This window comes from Bacillus sp. BF2-3, assembly GCF_008368795.1.
In the GTDB taxonomy this organism is placed as follows: Bacteria; Bacillota; Bacilli; order Bacillales; family Bacillaceae_G; genus Bacillus_A; species Bacillus_A cereus.
On record NZ_QOSA01000005.1, the window covers coordinates 139,461 to 162,427 of the forward strand.

Sequence of the window (22,967 nt, forward strand, 5' to 3'; positions counted from 1 at the left end):
GGTGATCGCTTTGATCACCTTGTTTCATTTCTTAAATTTTATTCATTCAAAAACGCTAGCTTTTCATAAATGTTTGAAAAACTAGCGTTTTAATTATAGATATTTGTAATTTGATTACTTAAAACTATATACGAAAAAGCTTTTATGTTATTCCTCAAGTTTTATCCATTCCTGTGACCATGCTTCTATTCCGCGAATAATAGCTTCTAAAGCAAATCCTTTTTGAGTTAAAGAATATTCTATACGAACTGGTGTCTCAGGAAAGACTTTACGTTCGACAATTCCTTCTAGTTCTAACTCTTTCAATCTTTCTGAAAGTAATCTTCCGCTAACAGGAAGAGAAGATTCAAGCGTACAAAAGCGCTGAGGTCCAGAGAAAAGTTGGTAAATAATGAGTGCTGTCCATCGTTGACTAAAAAATTTCATTCCTTTTTCAAAGCGAGGGCATAATGTAGAATCATTCATTTTCCTTCACCTCCTAAAACAAATTATATAACATCTTACTATTAGTAACAAATGTTTTTATAATTAATTACTTGACGTAAAATAATTACGAATGTATACTCACTTACATAAAGTAACTAAGTTGTTTTATGTAACTAAAACTCTTTTCTTTAAATGGCCAAAGTTGTAATGATACATATTGCATATAAGCTGAGAGAAAAAAGAATAGCATCTGTAAAAATACTTACGTTGTGTAAGTTAAACAATAAAAAATATAACGATGGAAGAGAATTTTTAGAGATTCTCAATACTAGGAGGTACCTAATGGTTACAACAGATACAATTCATATGTTAGAAGATAAAATTCAATTTATACATCAAGATGGAAAGGATATTTCTTTAGTAGGCCCTATCAAATTACCAATTAATTTATATGGGGAGACTAAAGTTTTCCAATGGTATTCTTGGTTACAATGTAGTGAGGTTACAAATAGTGTAGAAGGAATTATCGAAAAACTCTCCTCTATTAATTTAGCTGATATGCAGCAATCTAGTGTGCTTGTATATGGTGATTTTGAGAATTCTGAAGATGCCCTAATTCGTATGCATAGTATTTGTCACACCGGTGATATCTTTGGTAGTAAACGTTGTGACTGTGGATTCCAATTAAAGCAGTCTTTACAAATGATTACAGAACATGGTTCAGGTGCTTTATTTTACTTAGCGAATCATGAAGGAAGAGGAATTGGTTTGTTTAGTAAAGCAATGACGTACCTCTTGCAAGAAAATGGGTTAGATACAGTAGAAGCTAATCTGAACCTAGGCTTTGAAGATGATGTTCGAAACTATGATGATACAATTGAAGTATTAAAAGCGCTACGCTCAAAACCTGTAAAACTTATTACAAATAATCCGAAAAAATTAGAAGCGTTACAAAAAGCTGGATTAAATGTTACGAGTCGTGAACCGTTATGGGGTGATATCTCAGAGTTTAATGAGAAATATTTGCAAACGAAGATTCAGCGTTCTGGACATTTTGAAGGGGGACACTTACATGCTTGAGCATGAATTGTATATGAAGCTAGCACTAGAAAATGCCAAGGCTATGAAGGGACAAACGACTCCAAATCCATTGGTTGGATCTGTAATTGTAAATGATAATCGAATTGTAGGGGTCGGAGCACATATGAAGGCCGGAGAACCACATGCCGAAATACATGCGATACGTATGGCTGGAGAACAGGTACGTGGTGCTACAATCTATGTAACTCTTGAACCTTGTTCTCATCATGGTAGAACAGGGCCTTGTGCTGAAGCAATTGTACAAGCAGGAATTAAGAAGGTAGTAGTTGCTACACTTGATCCAAACCCGCTTGTTTCTGGACGTGGAATTAAAATTCTACAAGATGCAGGTATTGAAGTACTTGTAGGAGTGTGTGAAGAAGAATCTAAAAAAATGAATGAAGTCTTTAATAAATATATTTTGACAAAGCGTCCATTTGTAACGATTAAATCAGGAGTTACATTAGACGGTAAAATCGCTACGTCTTCATCGGATAGTAAGTGGATTACATCTACAGAAGCAAGACAAGAAGTACACCAAATACGAAACGAAAATGCGGCTATTTTAGTAGGAGCGAATACTGTTCAAAAGGATAATCCATCATTGACAACGCGTATTCCAAATGGACGAAATCCAATTCGAATAATATTGGACTCGACATTACGCATACCGATGGAAGCTAATGTTGTTACAGATGGAGAAGCTCCTACCTGGATATTTACAACAAGTAATCATGCAGCGAAAAAAAAGATAGCATTAGAAAATGCAGGAGTTAAAGTATTTGTTACTAGCGGAGAAAAGCATATAAACTTACATGAAATGCTTGATGTTTTAGGGCAAAAAGGAGTTTCCTCCCTGCTTATTGAAGGTGGTGGAGAGGTAAATGCTTCGTTTATTGAAAATAAATTGATGGATAAACTTATATTATATGTCGCACCAAAAATTATTGGGGGCAGATTGGCGCCTAGCTTTGTAGAGGGGACTGGTATTACTAAAATGCAAGATGCAATTGAATTTAAGGATGTATCATTTACCCAGGTTGGAAAAGATTATAGATTTATTGGCTATCCAGAATATCGGAAAATATAAGGAGAATAAAAGCTACTTATATGTTCCGATAAATGGATTGCAGAAAGGAGCGATGAAGAGTGAAGTTTGGATTTGATATCGATGATACATTAATTGATTTAAGGCAGCATGCTTTTCATTTATATAATAAGAAATTAAACAAAAAAGTAGGATTGGATGTATTTCATTCTTTAAAAACAATTGAAATTCATGAAGCATTTGGCATGACTTCGGAGGAAGGCAGTCATATGTGGAATAGTTTGCTGGATGAGATTTATTATACTTCTTGTTCACCGTTTCCATATGCAGTAGAGACATTACAAGAATTAGAAAAACAGGGACATGAAATATACTATATAACAGCACGGCCTAAAGAACATGGAGAGCAAACAAAAAAATGGTTAATAGAAAAAGGTTTTCCGGTACATGAAGATCGCTTTTTCTATGGAATGAAGGATGAAGAAAAAATACACTTCATACAAGAAATAAAATTAAACTATTTCTTTGATGATAAGCCGGCAGTCTTAGAAACGTTAATAGGAAAACCGATAAATGTGTATGTAAAAACTACTTCTTACAATCAACATCTCAATATCCCGCGGATTACAAGTTGGACGGAGTTAGGAGATATTATAAAGAAAGAAATGTGAGGATTTAACTGGCAAATCAAATAGAGCTAAGAGTATATTGAGTGTTACAATTTTAGAGGAAAGACATAGGTGTTATGTCTTTCCTTATTTTTTAATACTATCGTTTTTATTAGTGTGATGTGCTAGGAGTACTTCTAATAGAGAGGAAATAGAAAAATGAGCAATAAGAAAAATATTTTTAAGCTAGTCTTGTATGGTAGTGTAATTTATACATCAATGATGGGTTCCCCTGGTGCCACAATATTTTTGGATATTTTGGATGAGAAGTTCAAGAATTAATAGGGTGTGTTCATAATCATGAATTTTTGGAAAACCAAAATTACAATGTTAGGTTATTTTGAATCAGTAGTGGATGATATGCAAAATTGCATATTACAAAATAAACATCGTAATTTTTGGATTCTTGGTATAAAATACATTACTTAAACTATATATTAGAATGGAGAAAGTGAATTGGAATTATTAAGAAACAGTAAGGTTGGTACAAAACTAAACATATTAATAACTATATCAAGTATTGCATGTATAGTATTATCCCTAATAGGGTTTTGGGGATTAGAAAGAGGGAAAAGTACTTCCTCTAATATGTATGAGGATAATTTACTACCAATTGAGTGGATTGGTATTGTAGAATCTAATTTTTATCATGTTAATATGAACTTTATGGAAAATATGGTATCAAAAGATGAAAAAAGAATGAATGAATTAATAAGAGAAATGGACGGAATTCGTCAGGAAAATGATTATCTTTTAAAGCAGTTTGAGGCTAAAGTTATTTCTACTAAAGAAAAAGAATTATATAACACGTTTTATGAAACATTTAATAAATTAAGAACTCAAATGAAGAAAGCGCAAGAATTAGGGAAATCTAATAATGAGGAAGCATATGCATATTACCTAAAAGAGATTGAACCTAATATGCAAAAATCAATAAAATCAATTCGTGAATTAATTTTATATAATAGTAATAATGCAGAGCTTTTACAGAAGGAAAATAATAATAGTGCTCAAAATACAATGATAATGTTTGTTAGTATTTCGCTTTTAGCAATTTTGATAATTATATTAATTGGATATATTATTAAATTAACTATCCGAAAACCACTTGTGTTACTACAAAATGATATGGAAAAAGTAGCAGCTGGAGATTTAACAACACGTACTCCTTATAAAGCAAATAATGAATTAGGGCATATTGTTCAGTCTTTTAATAGTATGTTAGATAACCTTCAACAATTAATTGCGAATGTTAAGATGACAACACAAGAGGTTATTTCTACTACGGAGGGCGTATTACAAGATACAAATCGAGCGTCTAGTATTTCAAATGAGGTTGTACAGACTGTTTTAGAAGTAAAAACAAAAATAGAAGGACAGGTAACTAGTATTCAGGAGAGCTCATCCTCAATGGAAGAAATTACAACAGGGGTGCAAACTGTAGCTGAATCTTCAGCAGTAGTCGCTGAGGTAGCAGTAACGACTACAGAACGAATAAATATCGGTAGTGAAGTGATAAATCACTCTATTCTTCAAATGAATAGTGTGCATGATGTTGTCGAGGAAACATCAAAAGTAATAAATAAACTTGTTACACGTACACAACAGATTGATACAGCTCTCGCTGCAATTACTAATATTGCCGAACAAACGAATCTTCTTGCCTTAAATGCCGCTATTGAAGCGGCACGTGCTGGAGAGAATGGGAAAGGATTTGCAGTGGTTGCCGCAGAAGTTCGAGACTTGGCTGAGCAATCTAAAGAATCTGCAAAGGAAGTGAATCATTTAATAAAATCCATTCAACAAGATACTCAAGATACAGTTAATGTCATGCGAAAAGGCCAACAGAAGGCAGTAGAAGGAAAAGAAGCTGCCCACAAAGCGAATCAAACCTTCTTGTCTATTATGAGAGATATTGATAAGATTACAAGTCAAATTCAAGAAGTATCCGCAGCGACAGAAGAGATGTCTGCTGGTACAGAAGAAGTAAATGCTTCTCTTTCGCTAGTTTCTGAAACTGCAACGGATGTAAAAAAAGAGACTCTTCAAACAGTAAAATCAATTCAATCACAAGCTGTATCAATTGAACAAATATCAATTCAATCTAACAAAATGAAAGAAAAGGTGGAAGAATTAACGGAACTGGTTTCAAAATTTAATATTACAGAATAAGATAATTTATTCAATTACAAATGTAATAACATGTATGAAAACACATGAAGACTTAAGGGGCTTCGTGTGTTTTTTTATTGAATAATGTATGAAATAATATTGGATCATTTCACGGTATTTCAAAAATTTCGGTTTTATATCCATATATGCAAAATTACATATATTTAATGATTGATAATCATGAGCTAATGTAACTATAATAATTACACTAATAAGTAACTTACTGACGACAGTTATAAGTAAAGAAGGAGGGTTTTATTGTATTTTGTATATAAAAAATAGAAAAGGAGATATGTAAATGAAAAGGCTACTTGTTATAGGCATCATGTATACAATGTTTTTCCTCATAGGAAATATACACTTACATGCTGATGAACGAACAAATGTAAAAGAAATTACTAGTTTAGAAGAGCCTACTTGGATATTTCAGGCGGGCATAAGTAAGGGTAAATATCACGATCGACAAGATTTAGGATTTATTTTGCAGAGAAATACACCATTAAAGGTAAGACAAACGAATCCTAATTTTAAAGACAAATTAACATTACGTTTATTGTCTAATGACTCTAAAAATGAAAAATCCATACAAGTAGGAAATGAATGGATTACCATTCAAGGTGATACGCCTTTAGTTCCTTTCATAGATACTCCGTATGGTGAAGAGCACGCTGTACTTGAGTACCAACTAGGGAATGAAAGTGCTACTAAACCTCTTCCGATTTATAAACAACAAGGAAGTGTATCTCAATTTTTTAGTACATGGGATCAATTTGATGGAGAGTATGCGTTAATTCAAGGGGAGAGTTTTCAATTATTTGTACCTAAAAAAGATAAAGAGTTAGTAAGATCTTTAAAAGATTTTCAATCGTTGGATGAGTTAATTGCATATTATGAAGATATTTTTGCGATGTATGATTCAATTATTGGTTTAGATGGCTCAACGGTTGAAAATAAAAAAAGTCAAAATCGTTATTTCTTAAAAGCAGATATATCTGGTGCTGGCGGTGCCTATTATGGCGCAAATTGGACAGCCAATAGTACAGATAGTACAAAGATGTGGTTAGATAAACTAAGTTGGGGAACTTTACATGAAATCGCTCATGGATACCAAGCTGGTTTTGATAATCAAGGAATATTTACAGGAGAAGTTTCTAATAATCTATTTGGTGTTCAATATCAATATAGTAAATACGGCAAAAAAGCAGATCAAGTTGGTTGGTTATTTAATTTTGGGAAGAAGGAACAGGTAGAACGGAATTTATACAATGCTTTAATGAAAGAAAATAAAAATTATGATGATTTAGATTTGCGACAAAAACTTATTCTTTTAACGATGGCGAAACAAAAAGCTGGCGATGAAGCTTTTGCAAAAATGTATCAAGGTTATCGAAAACTAGCTAGTAATGCTGCTTTTAAAAAAGGTGACCATTCTTTACCAGATTTAATGAATCAGTATTATAGCGAGAATGTACAAGTTGATTTTACACCCGTTTTTGAAAGATGGGGCTTTAAGCTTAATCATAAACAAATAGAGATGAATAGGGCGAAAGGTTATCCGGCAGTTACTTCTTTAGCGTATATAGTGCCTGAATCACAATTAGCTAAGGCGAGAGCTCTAGTTGATCCTGATATTCCGATAAACTCTAACTTTGAAATAGTTACGAATCAGCAAATTGCTTCACTTGGGTTAAAAGGGAATTTGCATATCCATTTAAATACAAATGAAATAGATACATTGAAAGGAAGAAAGATTAAATTAAAAGAAGGGAATACAGTTGTTCAAGAAAAAACAATTGAAACAGCAGATATCAATTTACAAGACGTACCAAATGGGGTTTATACGGTTGAAATTTCAGGTGAGAAAATGGATAGAATGTATCATTTCCGTTCGTATTATGCCTATGTAAAGGAAAAGGATAATAGTCTAACGATTGATGTTAACGAAATGAAAGTGAGCAATTTGGTAAATGAAACGATTCAATTCCTAGGATTAGGAGATGATCAGTTTGCCGAATTAAATACAGACTTAGAGCAAAAGCGGGCTGTTTTTACGGTTACTACTAAAACGCCTCATAGCTATTATGCAGATGAAAAATACGCATCAATAGAGGTGTTTAATGAGAAAGGTGAAAAAATTTATACGAAGGAAATGGAAGGGACAAATGTAACGATTGTAAAAGATACTATTCCACTAAAAGAAGGATATAAAATTAAAATCTATCATGATGAAATAAAAAAACGATTAACTAGTAAAGCTACTATTATTAATCCTATGAATAAAACAAATGAATTTATAATGACAAAATGGGGACTGAAAAATACTTATTTAAAAAATAATCCAGAAGAAAATCTTATGAAAAGAATTGATGAAGAAATGGAAGAAATTATAAGTAATCCGGTTTTAAAAGAGATACCAATGCAAAAATTAGAAATGAAAAAGAATGTGTGGATGGCAATAAATATGTTATCAGAACCACAAAAAATAACGTATATGAATAAATATAAAGATAGCTTATATAATGAGTAATTTTTGAGAAATGAAATGAATCTAAAAGTAACGACGCAATCTATCTATATTATGAGGAATCACAATTCATAAACAGTAGATAAACATAGATAGTTTGAAATATCTATGTTTCCAATTCTGAAAAACATTTATTTAACTTAATAATAAGATTAAAAAGGAGTAAAAATATGAAGAATTTCGTAAAGGTAGGTTTAACTACAGGAGTGGTGTTATCGGCGATTATGCCTTATGGAGGAGTACATGCGGCAACAGAAGATTTAAAAGTGGACACAAAGGAGGATACGTTCCGAACAGGTAATTTAACAGCACCTTCTCAAAATTCGGCAGAAAATGTAGCAAAGGATGCACTAAAAGGAAAAACAGAACAAGCATTATCATCAAAGCAAGTTAATACGGAATCCAAAGTTAATTATAATGTTACGCAAAGTCGTAAATCTTATGATGGTACTACATTGGTACGTCTTCAACAAACGTATGAAGGACGTGATGTATACGGATATCAACTAACAGCACATATTAATGATGATGGTGTACTTACGAGCGTTTCGGGGGATAGTGCCCAAGATCTACAACAACAGGAAGATTTGAAACAACCTATTACTTTATCAGAAGAGGATGCAAAGAAACAGCTTTTCAACATCTATGGAAATGATCTTACATTTATTGAAGAACCAGAAATTAAACAAGTAGTATATGTAGATGAAAATACAAATAAAGCTACAAACGCATATCAAATTACTTTTAGTGCATCTACACCTGAATATGTATCTGGTACAGTATTAATTGATGCTTTTGGTGGTAATCTATTAAAAGAACTCGTTCAAAAATTAGGTATACAAGTAGATAGTAGTATTGTCCAATCTGCGACAGTAAATAAATCACAAGATCCTTCAAAATTAACAGGTACAGGAAAAGATGACTTAGGTATTAATCGTACGTTTGGAATTACGCAGCGAAGTGATGGAACGTACATGCTTGCAGATTATTCTCGTGGTAAGGGAATTGAAACATATACTGCTAATTATAAAGATTATAATAATTATAGAAGAAATGTATGGGGTTATCTCGATGATTTAGTAACAAGTAATTCTACAAATTTTACAGATCCTAAAGCAGTTAGTGCCCATTATTTAGCAACGAAAGTATATGATTTTTATCAAGAAAAATATGGCCGTAACAGCTTTGATAATAACGGACAAAAAGTAATTTCTGTCGTTCATGGTTGGAACACAAATGGTACGAATAAAGGGAATCCTAAGCAGTGGTTTAATGCATTTAGTAATGGGGCTATGCTGGTATATGGAGATCCAATTGTTAGAGCATTTGATGTGGCAGGACATGAATTTACACACGCGGTTACAAGAAATGAGTCTGGACTTGAGTACGCAGGAGAAGCTGGTGCAATTAATGAAGCGTTATCTGATATTTTAGGAGTAGCAGTTGAAAAGTATGCAAATAACGGAAAGTTCAATTGGACAATGGGAGAACAATCTGGTCGTATTTTTAGAGATATGAAAAACCCATCATCTATCTCTTCTAGATATCCGGAGGACTATAGACATTATAATAACTTACCTATTGATGCTGACCACGATCATGGTGGTGTACACACGAACTCTAGCATTATTAATAAAGTAGCTTACTTGATTGCTAGTGGTGGAAACCATAATGGAGTAAACGTACATGGCATTGGAGAAGATAAAATGTTTGATATTTTCTATTATGCAAATACGGATGAATTAAATATGACTTCTAACTTTAAAGAATTAAAAGAAGCTTGTATTCGTGTAGCAACGAACTTATATGGTAAAGACTCATTAGAAGTACAAGCTGTCCAACAAGCCTTTAAAGCAGCTTATATTTAATAATATTGCGATGAATTATAAACCCTTTTATTTTAATATAGTGATTAATTTGTGTGTATAGGCAAAAACCTTGTAGAATTTTTCTGCAAGGTTTTTTTAGAATTTTATTTTACAAATGTGTTATATGGTTTTTAGTTAATTAGGATAAAAATGATCCTATAACTGTATGTAAGAATGTGTGATTTTACAACCTTTTCTATGATAAAAAAAGATACTACTTTAGCAAATATAAGGAGTTAGAAATTATAGTTTATAGGGCACTTTTTTGTTCCTATGGAACTTTAAAGTGCGTAATTTTCTTTATCGTTAATATATATCATAATGGTATTTATTAGTTGGTTTTAGCTTTACTCTGCTGTTGATGTGATTTTTTAACATGACAATGATTAGAATCAGAATTATCGAGTAGATCTAAATGATAATAATTTCGATTTTTAATTCCGTACAGAGTCCAATAGCTACATAATTTTCGTTTATACTCTTTCGAAAAAAGGGTGGATCTGCTTATTTTCTGTTAAAGATAAGAGAAGTGAACCACAATATAAACGTAATTATTTATTCCAACGTAAGTCAATCATGTAGCACATGAATTTGGAGGGATCTATATGCATATGCAATTAAAAGGAAAAACAGCACTGGTTACTGGATCTACGGCAGGGATTGGAAAAGCAATTGCCACTTCATTAGTAGCGGAAGGAGCTACTGTACTTATTAATGGACGCCGTGAAGAAAATGTTAATCAAACGATAAACGAAATTCGAGCGCAGTATCCGGATGCTATTCTTCAACCTGTAGTAGCTGATTTAGGAACAGAACAAGGGTGCCAAAATGTGATTGAAAAGTACCCTGAAGTAGACATTCTTATTAACAACTTAGGGATTTTTGAACCTGTAGAATATTTTGATATCCCTGATGAAGATTGGTTTAAATTGTTTGAAGTCAATATTATGAGTGGTGTTCGACTTACTCGCTCGTACTTGAAAAAAATGATTGAAAGAAAAGAAGGAAGAGTCATCTTTATTGCTAGCGAAGCAGCTATTATGCCATCTCAAGAAATGGCTCACTATAGTGCGACTAAAACGATGCAACTCTCACTTTCTCGCAGTTTAGCTGAGCTGACGACAGGAACGAATGTGACTGTTAATACTATAATGCCTGGTTCGACTTTAACGGAAGGAGTGGAGACTATGTTAAATAGTCTTTATCCTAATGAGCAATTGACAATAGAAGAAGCTGAGAAGCGATTTATGAAAGAGAATCGACCAACCTCTATTATTCAAAGACTTATTCGACCAGAAGAAATTGCCAATCTTGTCACGTTCTTAAGCAGCCCACTTTCTTCAGCAATTAATGGTTCCGCGTTGCGAATAGACGGGGGATTAGTACGTAGTGTGTTTTAAAAAATTAAAAACAACATAATATTCTGTTGAAGGTAAAGATGGTAAGGCAAATGAGTTGTATTTTATCTATTAATGGAAATATATAAAAAGCAAATTGCGACATGCAAACAGCCGAATTTTCTACTATAAGAAAAATTCGGCTGTTCTTTTTTTACTTGTTGTAAAGGATGGAAAGCTTTTAAGATTGTGGCACGCCTCTTAAGACAAAGATAAGGCGAAGCAATCCCGCTGTTATTTGTATTATTTAGTGAAAGTTACCAAACGTTTTTCAACACTATTTTCCCAATTGCTTTATTTAACTCCAAATATTCATGTGCTTGTGCAACTTCATCAAACGTAAAAAGTTTAGAATCTAGCAATGGTCGAAGGTGTCCTTCTTCTACTATTTGCGTTAGTTTAGTTAAAATTTCCCCGCAAGCGTCACGTTTATCTGTATGTAATATTTTTAACGCCATAAAAGTAACGTGCAGAGAGAGTCCTTTTGCGTGTAAAGGAGAGAGGTCATGGGTTGAACGAGCTGCAATTGTTACGACAGTTCCGTTGACCGCAGCAGCTTCAAAAGAATGATCAAGATTCTTGCCGCCTACTGTATCAAATATAACTTCAAATCCGTTTCCGTTCGTATGTTTTTGTACATATTCTTGAACAGATTCTTCTTTATAATTAATAGCTATGTCGGCTCCTAGACGATGGGCGATGTCTATTTTGCTTTGCTGAGAAGCGGTTGTAAAAACTTTAGCGCCTGCCCATTTAGCTAGTTGAATGGCTACGTGTCCTACGCCACCAGTAGCTCCATGAATGAGAATATTTTGACCAGGTTTAATATTTGCACGATCAAATAAAGATTCCCAAGCTGTAATTGCAACTAATGGTAGAGCAGCAGCTGCTTCCATTGTTAAATTTTTAGGTTTGTGAGCAATTAATCGTGCATCAGCAAGCATAAATTCTGCAAGTGCACCTCCAGTTTCTTTAAAACCTCCGGCACATCCGTATACTTCATCCCCACATTTAAATTTCGAAACACCTTCTCCTACTTCAATAACAATACCAGCTACATCGCCGTGTAATATAGCTGGAAACTCAGGAGCGACTGCTGAAACGGCACCACTACGCATTTTTGTATCGATTGGATTTACACTTGTTGCTTTTACATCGATTAGAACATGACCTGGTAAAAGTTTTGGTTTTGAAACTTCTTCTAATTGAAATACAGATGAACCCCCAAAAGAATGGATAATTTGTGCTTTCATAGTTTATACCTCCTGTTTGTGGTTATAGCATAGCAAAGTACGAAAAATAAGTATAATATTTTGAATTTGGTTAGTAACAATTTTATATAAAGAAAGGGAAAGTACGTGAAATAATGAAACGTATTTGCAAAAGCAACAGTAAAGCTTTTTGAAGAAAGGGTAGATGTTATTTTTGCAGCATGATTTATTATTACTCACTTAGTATAGGTACTTTAAAGTGCCTACATCACTTTAAAGTACGTACTGTTATTCATGTTATGGCCGATTTATAATAACACTCGTAGCACAAAGAAAGTTATAACGATTACAATCGGCAACAATGTGGTGTTGCAGTGTTGCTTATAAATTTTGAGAAGAAATATGAAAAGTATAGGTTTATATGAATGAGGGAAAGTGAGTGAAACACATGGAAAAGTTTGCGAACCATTTTGGATATAATCGTATGTTTGCGAAAGATCAACTTACGTTAGGAGTTCACATTCCGATTGAAAATTATCAGTTTCATGCTCCAACGATGGAAAAACAAGTAGAGTTAGTACAAAAAGCGGAACAATACGGTTTTACAGGTGTATGGCTTCGCGATGTATTGCTGCAAGACCCTGATTTTGGTGATCCTGCAACAGGTCAAATTTACGATATGATGATTTATTTGACGTATTTAGCAAGCAAGACAGAGAAAATCGCATTTGGAACGTCGGCAACAGTGTTGTCACTTCGTCATCCATTGCGTGTAGCAAAAGAAATTGCTACATTAGATCAACTATTTCCAGAAAGAATTATGCTTGGCGTTTCATCCGGTGACAGACGTGCCGATTTCAAAGCGTTAGGTGTTAGTCATGAAACACGAGGTGAAAAGTTTAGAGAAGCATTTGCTTACTTGGAAGAAATTTTGTATAAAAACTTCCCGTCTATCCAGTCGACACTAGGAGAAGTTCATGGTGCGAATTTAGTTCCAAAACCGTCTAAACGTGTTCCAACCTTTATTACAGGTTTTAGTCAGCAAAATATGGAATGGTTTGCTGAACATGGAGATGGATGGATGTATTATCCACGTAGTCCGGTGCATCAGGCGGGAGCAATTGGACAATGGAGAGAACTAGTAGAGGATTATCATCCAGATGTATTCAAACCATTTATACAACCGATGCATTTAGATTTATCTGAAGATCCAAATGAACGTCCTACACCGATACGTTTAGGTTACCGTACAGGGCGTAAGGCACTAATTGAATTACTTGATATATATAAAAGTATTGGTGTGAATCATTTATTCCTTGCTCTATTTGATGGTCAACGTCCAGCTGACGAAGTATTGGATGAGCTAGGAGAAGAAGTGCTACCGCATTTCCCAGCCTTGTAAAGGAGTGAAAAGAATGAAAGCAATAGGACTTATGCAATATGGAGATAAAAGTGTACTACAAGAGATTGAAATGCAGACACCGCTATTGGAAGACAACGATGTACTGATTGAAGTATATGCAGCTGGTGTAAATCCTGTGGATTGGAAAATACGTGAGGGTTTACTTCAAGACGTAATTTCTTATGACTTCCCGCTCGTTTTAGGATGGGATGTTGCAGGTGTAGTTGCTGCTATAGGAAAAAACGTAACAGTATGTAAAGTGGGGGATGAAGTATATAGTCGTCCAGATATTGAACGAAATGGTACGTATGCAGAGTACGTGGCAGTAGATGAGAAGTATGTAGCGAAAAAACCGAGAAATCTATCTTTTGAGGAAGCGGCGTCAATCCCTCTAGTAGGTTTGACAAGTTGGCAAAGTTTAGTGAAATTCGCTAATGTTCAAAAGGGTAATAAGGTTTTAATTCATGCTGGATCTGGCGGGATAGGTACGTTTGCTATTCAACTAGCGAAAAGTTTCGGTGCACATGTTGCAACTACGACTAGTACGAAAAACATGCAATTTGTAAAGGATCTAGGCGCTGATACTGTCGTCGATTACAAAACGGAAGACTTTTCTTTGCTTTTGCATAATTACAATATTGTATTTGATGTGTTAGGTGGGGATGTACTAAAGAATAGTTATAAAGTACTTGCACCAAATGGAAAGTTAGCGTCTATTTATGGTCCGAAAGGTATGAAAATTCCGCAAACCGAGATATCAAGAGAGAAAAATATTGAGAGTGACCATATATTTACTGAACCTAACGGATATGAACTTTCTCTTATTACAGAATTAATTGAGAGCGGGAAGATTAAACCTGTTGTCACGCATGTGTTGCCTTTACATGTAGAAGGTGTAAAAAAAGCACACCACATAAGTGAGTCAGAACGTGCTCTTGGAAAAATTGTATTGAAGAAACATTGGTAAAGTATGAGGTTTTAGAGACAGTATTGTGCTAAGTAGCGAATGAACTTATATATTCTATTCTAGCAATTGTTTTAAAAGGGAGAGAACAAATGGATTCAATGACATTTCTTTTACCCCGCATTAACAGGCAGTAAGACCCCCACCTCAAAATTCAGCGATATTATAGAAGTTAGGTGGGGGCAACTGCCTGTAAAAGCCCGATTGGTTCAACTAATAATCAGTGGGGATGAACAAAACCCCCACTGATTAAAGTTTCACTTTATCCGGAGCGACAGGGGATTTAGCGAAACGCAAAATTTATCCTGCTTTATATAAGCTATTTAGTAATCAAAATATACCACAATCTATTTCGATTATCGGTATCGGCAGAAGGGTAATGTCAGATGTGGAATTTCAAACAAAGGTAGAACAATCCCTTGCTACATTTTCTAGAAGATCTACTGATGATAAATTAGGAGTAGAAGAATTTATTAGCACATTTCGTTATTGTCAATTAAATACAGCGAATATAGAGGACTATCAAGATTTGTTGCGTCTTGTAAAGAGGCGTGAAACAGAATTAAACATTCCTGAAAACCGCATGTTTTACCTATCTGTTATACCAGAAGTATTTGATGTCATTGCTTTAAATATTAAGGAAAGTGGATTGTGGGCTACAAAAGGATTGAACCGTCTTATTATAGAGAAGCCTTTTGGTTATCATGTAACGTCTGCTCGTGAGTTTAATAGAAAAATGATTGAAGATTTTGATGAAACTGACATTTGTTATATCAATCATTATCTTTGAAAATGAATGGTAATTAGGAATACACTTAGAAAAGCATTACGAAATAAATAGTATGTAATGCAAGACATTTTTATTGACGATAATAATTTATATGGTTAATATACTAGACATAAGATTATTTAATTACTAAAAGTAATCGGATATACATTTGTTTGTTGAGTTCGATAAATAAGTAATCTGTGGTAGAAGTGCTTTGAATTGCCACTATTAATATTGGGGACAATTAGAAAGCGAAAGGTATAAAAGGAATTGGAATTTGATAACTCTTTGTTTTTTTTATAAAAACAGGGGCTTCTGTACAATTCATTTTTAAAATATTGACAAGGATTATACAACAAGAGGGGGACTGAAATTGGAATCAATGACCTTTGTTTTATTTGGAGCGACAGGGGACTTAGCGAAACGCAAAATTTACCCCGCACTATATAACTTATATAGAGATCAAAAGCTTCCAAAGCAAATATCCGTTATCGGGCTTGGGAGACGTCAAGTATCTCATGTGGATTTTCAAGAAAGAATAAAAGAATCAATAGAGACGTTTTCCCGTCATAGAGAAGAAGGTACTCCAGAACTCGAAGTTTTTTTAGATAACTTTCGCTATTGTCCATTAGATGTGAGTAAGCCGGAAGACTATGAGAGATTATTACAAGTCGTTCGTGAAAGGGAAGAAGAGCTACATATAAAAGGTAATAGAATGTTCTATCTTTCCGTTGCTCCTGAATTTTTCGAGACGATTGCTTTAAATATTAAGGAAAGCGGACTTGATAAAACGGATGGATGGAAACGCCTAATGATTGAGAAACCGTTTGGGCACGACCTTGCATCTGCTCGTGAGCTGAATGATAAACTTAGTCGCACGTTTGAAGAAGACGAGATATACCGTATTGATCATTATTTAGGTAAACCGATGATTCAAAATCTTGAAGCACTAGAATTTGCAAATCCTGTTCTCCAGTCTATTTGGAATAAAGAACATATAGCGAACGTACAAATCACAGCTAGTGAAACAGTTGGGGTTGAAGAAAGAGCAGGATATTATGATCAGGCAGGAGCCATTCGAGATATGGTTCAAAATCATATGTTACAAATATTAATGATGACTGCTATGAATCTGCCGGAAAAGGTTAATGCATGTGAAATTCGAGAGGAAAAGCGAAAGGTAATGGAGACGCTTCGTAAAGTGAAAAAAGAAGACGTTCAAAACCATATCGTTCGCGGTCAATACGTTTCAGGAGAAATAAAAGGCGGACAAGTTGTAGCGTATAAAGAGGAGCCAGGAGTAAATCCTTCTTCTAACATAGACACATTTGTTGCTGCTCGCCTGTGGATCGATAATCCATTTTGGACTGGCGTTCCATTTTATATACGAACAGGAAAACGAATGAAAGAAAAGTCTACTCGTATTGTAATCGAATTTAAAAATACGTTAAAACAGCAATATCAAGATAGTAATCCAAATGCAGCACCTAACTTATTAATAATTGAAATTAGTCCAGGTGAGAACGTTTCATTACAGTTAAATAGTAAAAATCCATTGAAAAATGGAGAAATTGAACCGATGCGTATTAACTTTACTTGTGAGCAAGCGGATGTGGGAGTACCTGAAGCGTATGAAAGACTCATTCATGATGCGGTGAGTGGAGACGCTACATTCTTTGCACATTGGAGAGAAGTTGAATTGTCATGGGAATGGGTACAACCAATTCTTGAAGCATTCGAGGAGAACTTATTACCACTTCATGAATATGAGTCTGGTTCATATGGTCCAGATGCGTCTAATGAATTATTGCAAGAAAGTGGATTTAAATGGTGGTTAGATCAAGAGACGGAAAAATAAGTACTTTCTTTCATGAAAGCATGTAGGGGGACGATTACTATGACACAAAACATAAATCAATTAGCAGTGAATACAATTCGTACATTATCAATTGATGCTATTAATGCGGCAAATTCAGGTCATCCAGGTCTTCCGATGGGAGCAGCACCGATGGCTTATGCATTATGGGCGAATCATTTAAATCACAATCCTAATCATCCGAAATGGTTTAACCGTGATCGATTCGTTTTATCAGCGGGACACGGATCGAGCCTACTGTATAGCTTACTTCATTTAGCTGGATATGACGTTTCAATTGATGACTTGAAAAACTTCAGAAAGTTAAATAGTAAAACACCAGGACATCCTGAGTTTGGTCATACTCCTGGAGTTGAAGCGACGACAGGCCCGTTAGGACAAGGGATTGCTAATGCTGTCGGAATGGCAATGGCAGAAGCTCATTTAGCAGCGAAGTTCAATAAGGATGGTCACTCTATTATAGATCACAATACGTACGCTTTAGTCGGAGATGGTGACTTAATGGAGGGTGTCGCTTATGAAGCGATGTCAATGGCAGGACATATGAAACTTGGCAAGTTAATTGTACTGTATGATTCAAATGAAATTTCACTTGATGGTGAATTAGGCATTGCTTTCTCTGAAGATATTCAGAAAAGGGCAGAATCTGTACATTGGCAATATGTAAGAGTTGAAGATGGAAACGATGTCGATGCTATTACAAAAGCTATTCAATCAGCGAAAGAAAATACGGATCAACCTACTCTTATAGAAATTAGAACTATTATAGGTTATGGAAGTCCAAAAGTTGCTGGAACGAACAAAGCACATGGTAATCCGCTTGGAGTAGAAGAGGCAACAGCGACAAAACAAGTGTATGGTTGGGGTTACGAGGAAGATTTCTTTGTACCTGAAGAAGTAAAAGCTCATTTTAATGAACTGAAACAAAAAGGTATTGAAAAAGAAAATGACTGGAATGAGCAGTTCAATTCATACAGAGAGTCGAACCCTGCACTAGCAGATGAATTAGAAAAAGCGATTACAGGTGATGTTTTAATTGAAGCGAAAGACATTCTATCCTTTGATATTGAAAAAACGATTTCCACTCGTGTTGCAAGTGGGGAAGCTATTAATCATTATGTGAAATCGATTCCTTCTATTTTCGGTGGAAGTGCGGATCTTTCTCATTCTACGATGACAGATATAAAAGGTGAAGCAGTATATGCAGTAGAATCATATGCCGGACGAAATATATACTTCGGTGTACGTGAACACGCAATGGGCGCGGCAGCGAATGGACTGGCTCTCCATGGAGGAGTAAAACCTTTCGTAAGTACATTCTTTGTATTTAATGATTACCTTCGTCCATCGATTCGACTGGCTGCACTGCAAAAGTTACCTGTTACTTACGTATTTACACATGATTCGATTGCTGTAGGAGAAGATGGTCCAACGCATGAACCAATTGAACAATTGGCAGCGCTTCGAGCAATTCCTGGTCTAACAGTTATCCGTCCGTCAGATGCAAATGAAACAGCAAGTGCTTGGGCGTATGCTTTACAGCAAACGGATGGTCCAGTCGTTTTAGTACTGAGCCGTCAAAATTTACCGGTGTTTAATGAAACGAAAGCGAACATAGAGAATCTCTCTAAAGGAGCTTACGTATTAACACAAACGAATGAAAATCCGGATGTAATTTTAATTGCGACAGGTTCTGAAGTATCCTTAGCTACTAGTGCGAAAGCAAAATTAGAAGAAGATCAAGTTTCTGTTCGCATCGTTGCAATGCCGAGCTGGGAGTTATTCGATCGCCAATCGAACGAATATAAAGAATCCGTTCTTCCGTCTTCTATAACGAAACGAGTATCTCTTGAAATGGGTGTATCTCTAGGTTGGGAACGTTATGTAGGACAAGAAGGAAAAGTACTATCAATTGAAACATTTGGAGCTTCAGGAACTGGAGCTGAAGTCATGAATCTATTTGGATTTACGACAGAAAATGTTGTTCAAATTACAAAAAATGTGTTGAATTCTTAAGCTATGACTGTGAATACCTTTCTGTACATACTAACATTTCAGTGCTGAAAGGTATTCCAGATTGTAGTGATATGAATTTTTAATAAAAGATAATTTGAGGAGGAATTATATTATGCAAGTAGGATTAATTGGGTTAGGTAAAATGGGATTAAATTTAGGGAAAAATTTAATGGATCATAAACATGAAGTAGCAGCATTTGATTTAAATGCAAGTGCAGTGGAAGAAATGAAAGAGTACGGGGCTACAGGTACATCTAGTTTAAGTGAACTTGTTCAGTCATTACAAACACCAAGAATTCTTTGGGTAATGGTACCACACGCTGTTGTTGATTCTGTTATTGATGAGGTCACACCACTTTTATCAAAAGGAGATATTTTAATTGAAGCAGGTAATTCACATTATAAAGAGTCTATCCGCCGATATGAACAATTAAAGAAAGATGGCATTCACTTTATGGATGCAGGAACTTCTGGCGGAATGGAAGGCGCTCGTAATGGTGCTTGTTACATGATTGGAGGAGATCAAGAAGCTTGGGACATCGTTGAACCTATCTTCCGCGATACTTCTGTAGAAAATGGATTCTTATATGCTGGAAAAGCTGGTAGTGGTCACTTCTTAAAAATGGTTCATAACGGAATTGAATACGGTATGATGGCTGCTATTGGTGAAGGATTTGAGATTCTAGAGAAAAGTGAATTTGACTACGATTATGAAAAAGTATCAAGAGTATGGAACAACGGTTCAGTCATTCGTTCTTGGTTAATGGAATTAACAGAAAATGCATTTTCTAAAGATGCAAAACTGGATGAAATTAAGGGTGTTATGCATTCTTCTGGTGAAGGAAAATGGACAGTAGAAACAGCATTAGACCTTCAAACAGCAACTCCTGTTATCGCAATGTCTCTATTAATGCGCTACCGCTCATTAGACAATGATACATTTACAGGAAAAGTTGTAGCAGCTCTGCGCAATGAATTTGGCGGACATGCAGTAGAAAAGAAATAAAGTGAAACTTTAATAAGTAGGGGCTTTATTCCACATCAATCGGGCTTTTACGGGATAAGCATATTAAACATGTAACTCATCAACGTTTAAAAACTGGAGGGAATTGATCATGAAATTTTTTATTGATACTGCAAATCTTGAGGACATAAAAAAAGCATATAAACTTGGAGTTTTAGCTGGTGTTACAACGAATCCTTCTTTAGTAGCAAAAGAGGGCGTTAAGTTTGAAGACCGTATCGCAGAAATTTGTCAGGCAGTACCTAAAGTTGAGTCTGTTTCGGCAGAAGTAACGCCAGATGCTGTTACAGCTGAAGAAATGATTGCTCAAGCAGAAGAATTAATTAAAATTAACGGTGGCGATAAAAACGTCACGATAAAACTTCCAATGACGCTAGCAGGATTAGAAGCTTGTCGCTATCTTACTGAAAAAGGTGTGAAAACGAACGTTACACTTATTTTCACTGTGAACCAAGCACTTTTAGCTGCTCGAGCAGGTGCAACGTATGTTTCTCCATTTTTAGGACGCTTAGATGATATTTCTGAAGATGGTGTACTATTAGTTGCTAAAATTGCTGAATTATTCGATGTTCATCAATTAGATACACAAATTATTGCGGCTTCTGTCAGACATCCAGATCATGTAACTCGTGTAGCGATGGCAGGTGCTCACATTGCAACAATCCCTTATAAAGTAATCGAGCAACTTGCTATGCACCCATTAACAGACCAAGGTATTGAGAAATTTGCTGCGGATTGGGCGAAAGCTCCTAAATTATAATGCATGAAAGTGAAGGTGCTTTCCGAAAATTGCTTTTCATGAGAGGACAAATCCTAAGTAACTTCATCGTTTAAACTGGATCCTGATTTTGTAGTCTTACTACGTGAAAAAAGCAGAGATGAAAGTGTCATTCACTTTTAAAAAAGGAAAAATTGATCGCGCGAAGCGTTTATCAAAATAACATTATAATTATGAAAGAGAAATCCCCTTATTAGAGAGATGAGTTATAGTGTATCTCTAATAAGGGAGATTCTTTTTATATAAATCATTATGATGTGAAGATGCTTTTAAACGTATAGCAATATGAAAAGGTATCTTTTACTCAAGTAAGAACTATATAGGTTCTTTTCATTATATAGTATTTATGAAAGGGTTTACATAAAGGGGGATTGAGTATGAATATGTACCTTTTAATTATTACATTATTATCAATTGTAATTGTTATTTTAGGGGTATCGTGGTGGAGATGGCATGCGTTTATTAGTTTAACGATTGCAAGTTTGTTTTTAGCAATTATGTCTGGAATGCCAATGGATAAAATAGTAAGTGCTTATGAAACGGGAGTTGGAAGTGTTCTCGGGCATTTAGTAGGTATTTTAGTATTAGGTACAATTTTAGGGAAAATGATGGCAGAGTCAGGTGCTGGAATGCAGGTGGCAGAGTTCTTTATAAAATCCTTTGGGATAAAAAACTTACCATGGGCTATGTTAATTGCAGGTTTTATTATTGGAATCCCGGTGTTTTTTGAAGTAGGTATTTTAATATTACTACCGTTAGTAATTTCAATTCATAAAACAACGAAACAAAATATTTTATTGATAGCATTACCAGCAATTGCTGGGCTATCTGTCGTACACGGCCTTGTTCCTCCGCATCCAGGGGCAATTGTAGCAATTGGTATTTATAAAGCGAATCTTGGGAAGGTACTAATGTATTCACTCATTATTACATTTTTTGCAGCGATTATTGCAGGTCCTATATTTGCGAAATGGATTCACAAACGTGTAATTCCTGAAAATGAGCCAGAATTGATTCGTGTAAATACAAAATCAACGAAATTACCAGGAATAGGAGTTTCATTTTTAGTTATTTTGTTACCTGTTATGTTAATGGTTTTAGCTGCAGCAGCTCCTTATGTGCCTCTTTCTACTACTTTGATGAAGACTGTCACATTAATCGGTAGTCCTATCATTGCACTATTGATTGCATGTTTTGCAGCGTTTTATTTTCTTGGATTTCGCCAAGGTATCGATAAAAAGGCTATTAAGAAGGTAACAGAAGATAGCTTATTACCAATCGGTTCAATTGTTGCGATTATTGGTGCCGGCGGGGGATTTAAGCAAATTCTTATCGATAGTGGTGTAGGCAATGCTATTGCTCAAATGTCTGAGCATTTAGCACTATCTCCAATTGTATTAGCATTTATAGTAGCTGGATTAATTCGAATTGCGACAGGGTCAGCGACAGTCGCTTTAACAACAGCGGCGGGCATCGTTTCACCAATCGTTGAAAATACGACAGGTGTGAATTTAGAGTTACTCGTTATTGCAACAGGTGCAGGAGCATTAATGTTTTCACACGTAAACGATGCTGGTTTTTGGATGGTAAAAGAATACCTAGGGTTAACAGTGAAAGAAACATTTAAAACATGGACAGTATTAGAAACGTTACTTTCATTTATCGCTTTTGGAGGAGTTTTACTACTCGATATGTTTGTTTAAAATAATAAGGATATTTTTATATGAATTGAGAGAGACAACTT

At 34.9% G+C, this 22,967-nt stretch carries 16 protein-coding genes and 1 pseudogene; 15 read left to right on the plus strand and 2 right to left on the minus strand.

Features of this window, described 5'->3' with window-relative positions; translation table 11 throughout:
- Positions 1-147: 147 nt before the first annotated feature.
- Positions 148-465, minus strand: coding sequence for a winged helix-turn-helix transcriptional regulator (locus DN401_RS05150; RefSeq protein WP_098213429.1), 318 nt, complete (start codon positions 463-465; stop codon positions 148-150).
- 303 nt (positions 466-768) lie between these two features.
- On the opposite strand from DN401_RS05150, the gene DN401_RS05155 reads away from it, so the two are divergent.
- The 7 genes from DN401_RS05155 (at position 769) to DN401_RS05185 (ending at position 11,186) form a co-directional block, all read left to right on the plus strand.
- A complete protein-coding gene (locus DN401_RS05155) occupies positions 769-1,506 on the plus strand; it encodes a GTP cyclohydrolase II (RefSeq protein WP_086404022.1) in 738 nt (245 codons plus the stop codon).
- The gene (gene ribD / locus DN401_RS05160; protein WP_000889435.1) at positions 1,499-2,596 is read left to right on the plus strand and encodes a bifunctional diaminohydroxyphosphoribosylaminopyrimidine deaminase/5-amino-6-(5-phosphoribosylamino)uracil reductase RibD; all 1,098 of its coding nucleotides are present in this window, start codon (positions 1,499-1,501) and stop codon (positions 2,594-2,596) included. The genes DN401_RS05155 and ribD overlap by 8 nt, the downstream gene beginning before the upstream one ends.
- A 59-nt stretch (positions 2,597-2,655) precedes the next feature.
- Positions 2,656-3,225 (plus strand): 5' nucleotidase, NT5C type, encoded by a 570-nt coding sequence (locus tag DN401_RS05165; RefSeq protein ID WP_149287618.1) that lies wholly within the window; start codon positions 2,656-2,658, stop codon positions 3,223-3,225.
- A gap of 453 nt (positions 3,226-3,678) precedes the next feature.
- Positions 3,679-5,394, plus strand: coding sequence for a methyl-accepting chemotaxis protein (locus DN401_RS05170; RefSeq protein WP_000422017.1), 1,716 nt, complete (start codon positions 3,679-3,681; stop codon positions 5,392-5,394).
- Positions 5,395-5,692: 298 nt separating this feature from the next.
- The gene (locus DN401_RS05175) at positions 5,693-7,921 is read left to right on the plus strand and encodes a putative mucin/carbohydrate-binding domain-containing protein (RefSeq protein WP_000826225.1); all 2,229 of its coding nucleotides are present in this window, start codon (positions 5,693-5,695) and stop codon (positions 7,919-7,921) included.
- 167 nt (positions 7,922-8,088) lie between these two features.
- Positions 8,089-9,786, plus strand: a complete 1,698-nt coding sequence (locus tag DN401_RS05180) for a M4 family metallopeptidase (RefSeq protein WP_000788189.1) — start codon at positions 8,089-8,091, stop codon at positions 9,784-9,786.
- Between the two features lie 605 nt (positions 9,787-10,391).
- Positions 10,392-11,186: an SDR family NAD(P)-dependent oxidoreductase gene (locus DN401_RS05185; RefSeq protein ID WP_000551092.1), complete on the plus strand. Its 795-nt coding sequence runs from the start codon at positions 10,392-10,394 to the stop codon at positions 11,184-11,186.
- A 254-nt stretch (positions 11,187-11,440) separates the two neighbouring features.
- Here DN401_RS05185 and DN401_RS05190 read toward each other — a convergent pair whose 3' ends face one another.
- Positions 11,441-12,436, minus strand: coding sequence for a zinc-dependent alcohol dehydrogenase family protein (locus DN401_RS05190; protein ID WP_149287619.1), 996 nt, complete (start codon positions 12,434-12,436; stop codon positions 11,441-11,443).
- A gap of 406 nt (positions 12,437-12,842) precedes the next feature.
- Between DN401_RS05190 and DN401_RS05195 the strand changes: the two genes are divergently transcribed.
- The 8 genes and pseudogenes from DN401_RS05195 (at position 12,843) to gntP (ending at position 22,926) form a co-directional block, all read left to right on the plus strand.
- Complete coding sequence (locus DN401_RS05195; RefSeq protein WP_002195683.1) at positions 12,843-13,796, plus strand: LLM class oxidoreductase; 954 nt, start codon at positions 12,843-12,845, stop codon at positions 13,794-13,796.
- A 13-nt stretch (positions 13,797-13,809) separates the two neighbouring features.
- The gene (locus DN401_RS05200; protein ID WP_000643793.1) at positions 13,810-14,763 is read left to right on the plus strand and encodes an NADP-dependent oxidoreductase; all 954 of its coding nucleotides are present in this window, start codon (positions 13,810-13,812) and stop codon (positions 14,761-14,763) included.
- 250 nt (positions 14,764-15,013) lie between these two features.
- Positions 15,014-15,550, plus strand: a pseudogene (locus tag DN401_RS05210) (glucose-6-phosphate dehydrogenase); the annotation flags it as partial.
- Between the two features lie 352 nt (positions 15,551-15,902).
- A complete protein-coding gene (zwf, locus tag DN401_RS05215) occupies positions 15,903-17,387 on the plus strand; it encodes a glucose-6-phosphate dehydrogenase (protein WP_000445365.1) in 1,485 nt (494 codons plus the stop codon).
- Positions 17,388-17,426: 39 nt separating this feature from the next.
- Positions 17,427-19,421, plus strand: a complete 1,995-nt coding sequence (gene tkt / locus DN401_RS05220; RefSeq protein WP_063220399.1) for a transketolase — start codon at positions 17,427-17,429, stop codon at positions 19,419-19,421.
- 112 nt (positions 19,422-19,533) lie between these two features.
- On the plus strand, positions 19,534-20,427 hold the full coding sequence (gnd, locus tag DN401_RS05225; protein WP_001195914.1) for a phosphogluconate dehydrogenase (NAD(+)-dependent, decarboxylating): 894 nt from the start codon (positions 19,534-19,536) through the stop codon (positions 20,425-20,427).
- Positions 20,428-20,536: 109 nt separating this feature from the next.
- Positions 20,537-21,205, plus strand: a complete 669-nt coding sequence (fsa, locus tag DN401_RS05230; protein WP_000667692.1) for a fructose-6-phosphate aldolase — start codon at positions 20,537-20,539, stop codon at positions 21,203-21,205.
- A gap of 395 nt (positions 21,206-21,600) precedes the next feature.
- Positions 21,601-22,926 carry a gluconate permease GntP gene (gene gntP, locus DN401_RS05235; protein ID WP_001057599.1) on the plus strand — a complete coding sequence of 442 codons (1,326 nt, stop codon included), beginning with the start codon at positions 21,601-21,603 and terminating at the stop codon, positions 22,924-22,926.
- Positions 22,927-22,967 lie beyond the last annotated feature (41 nt).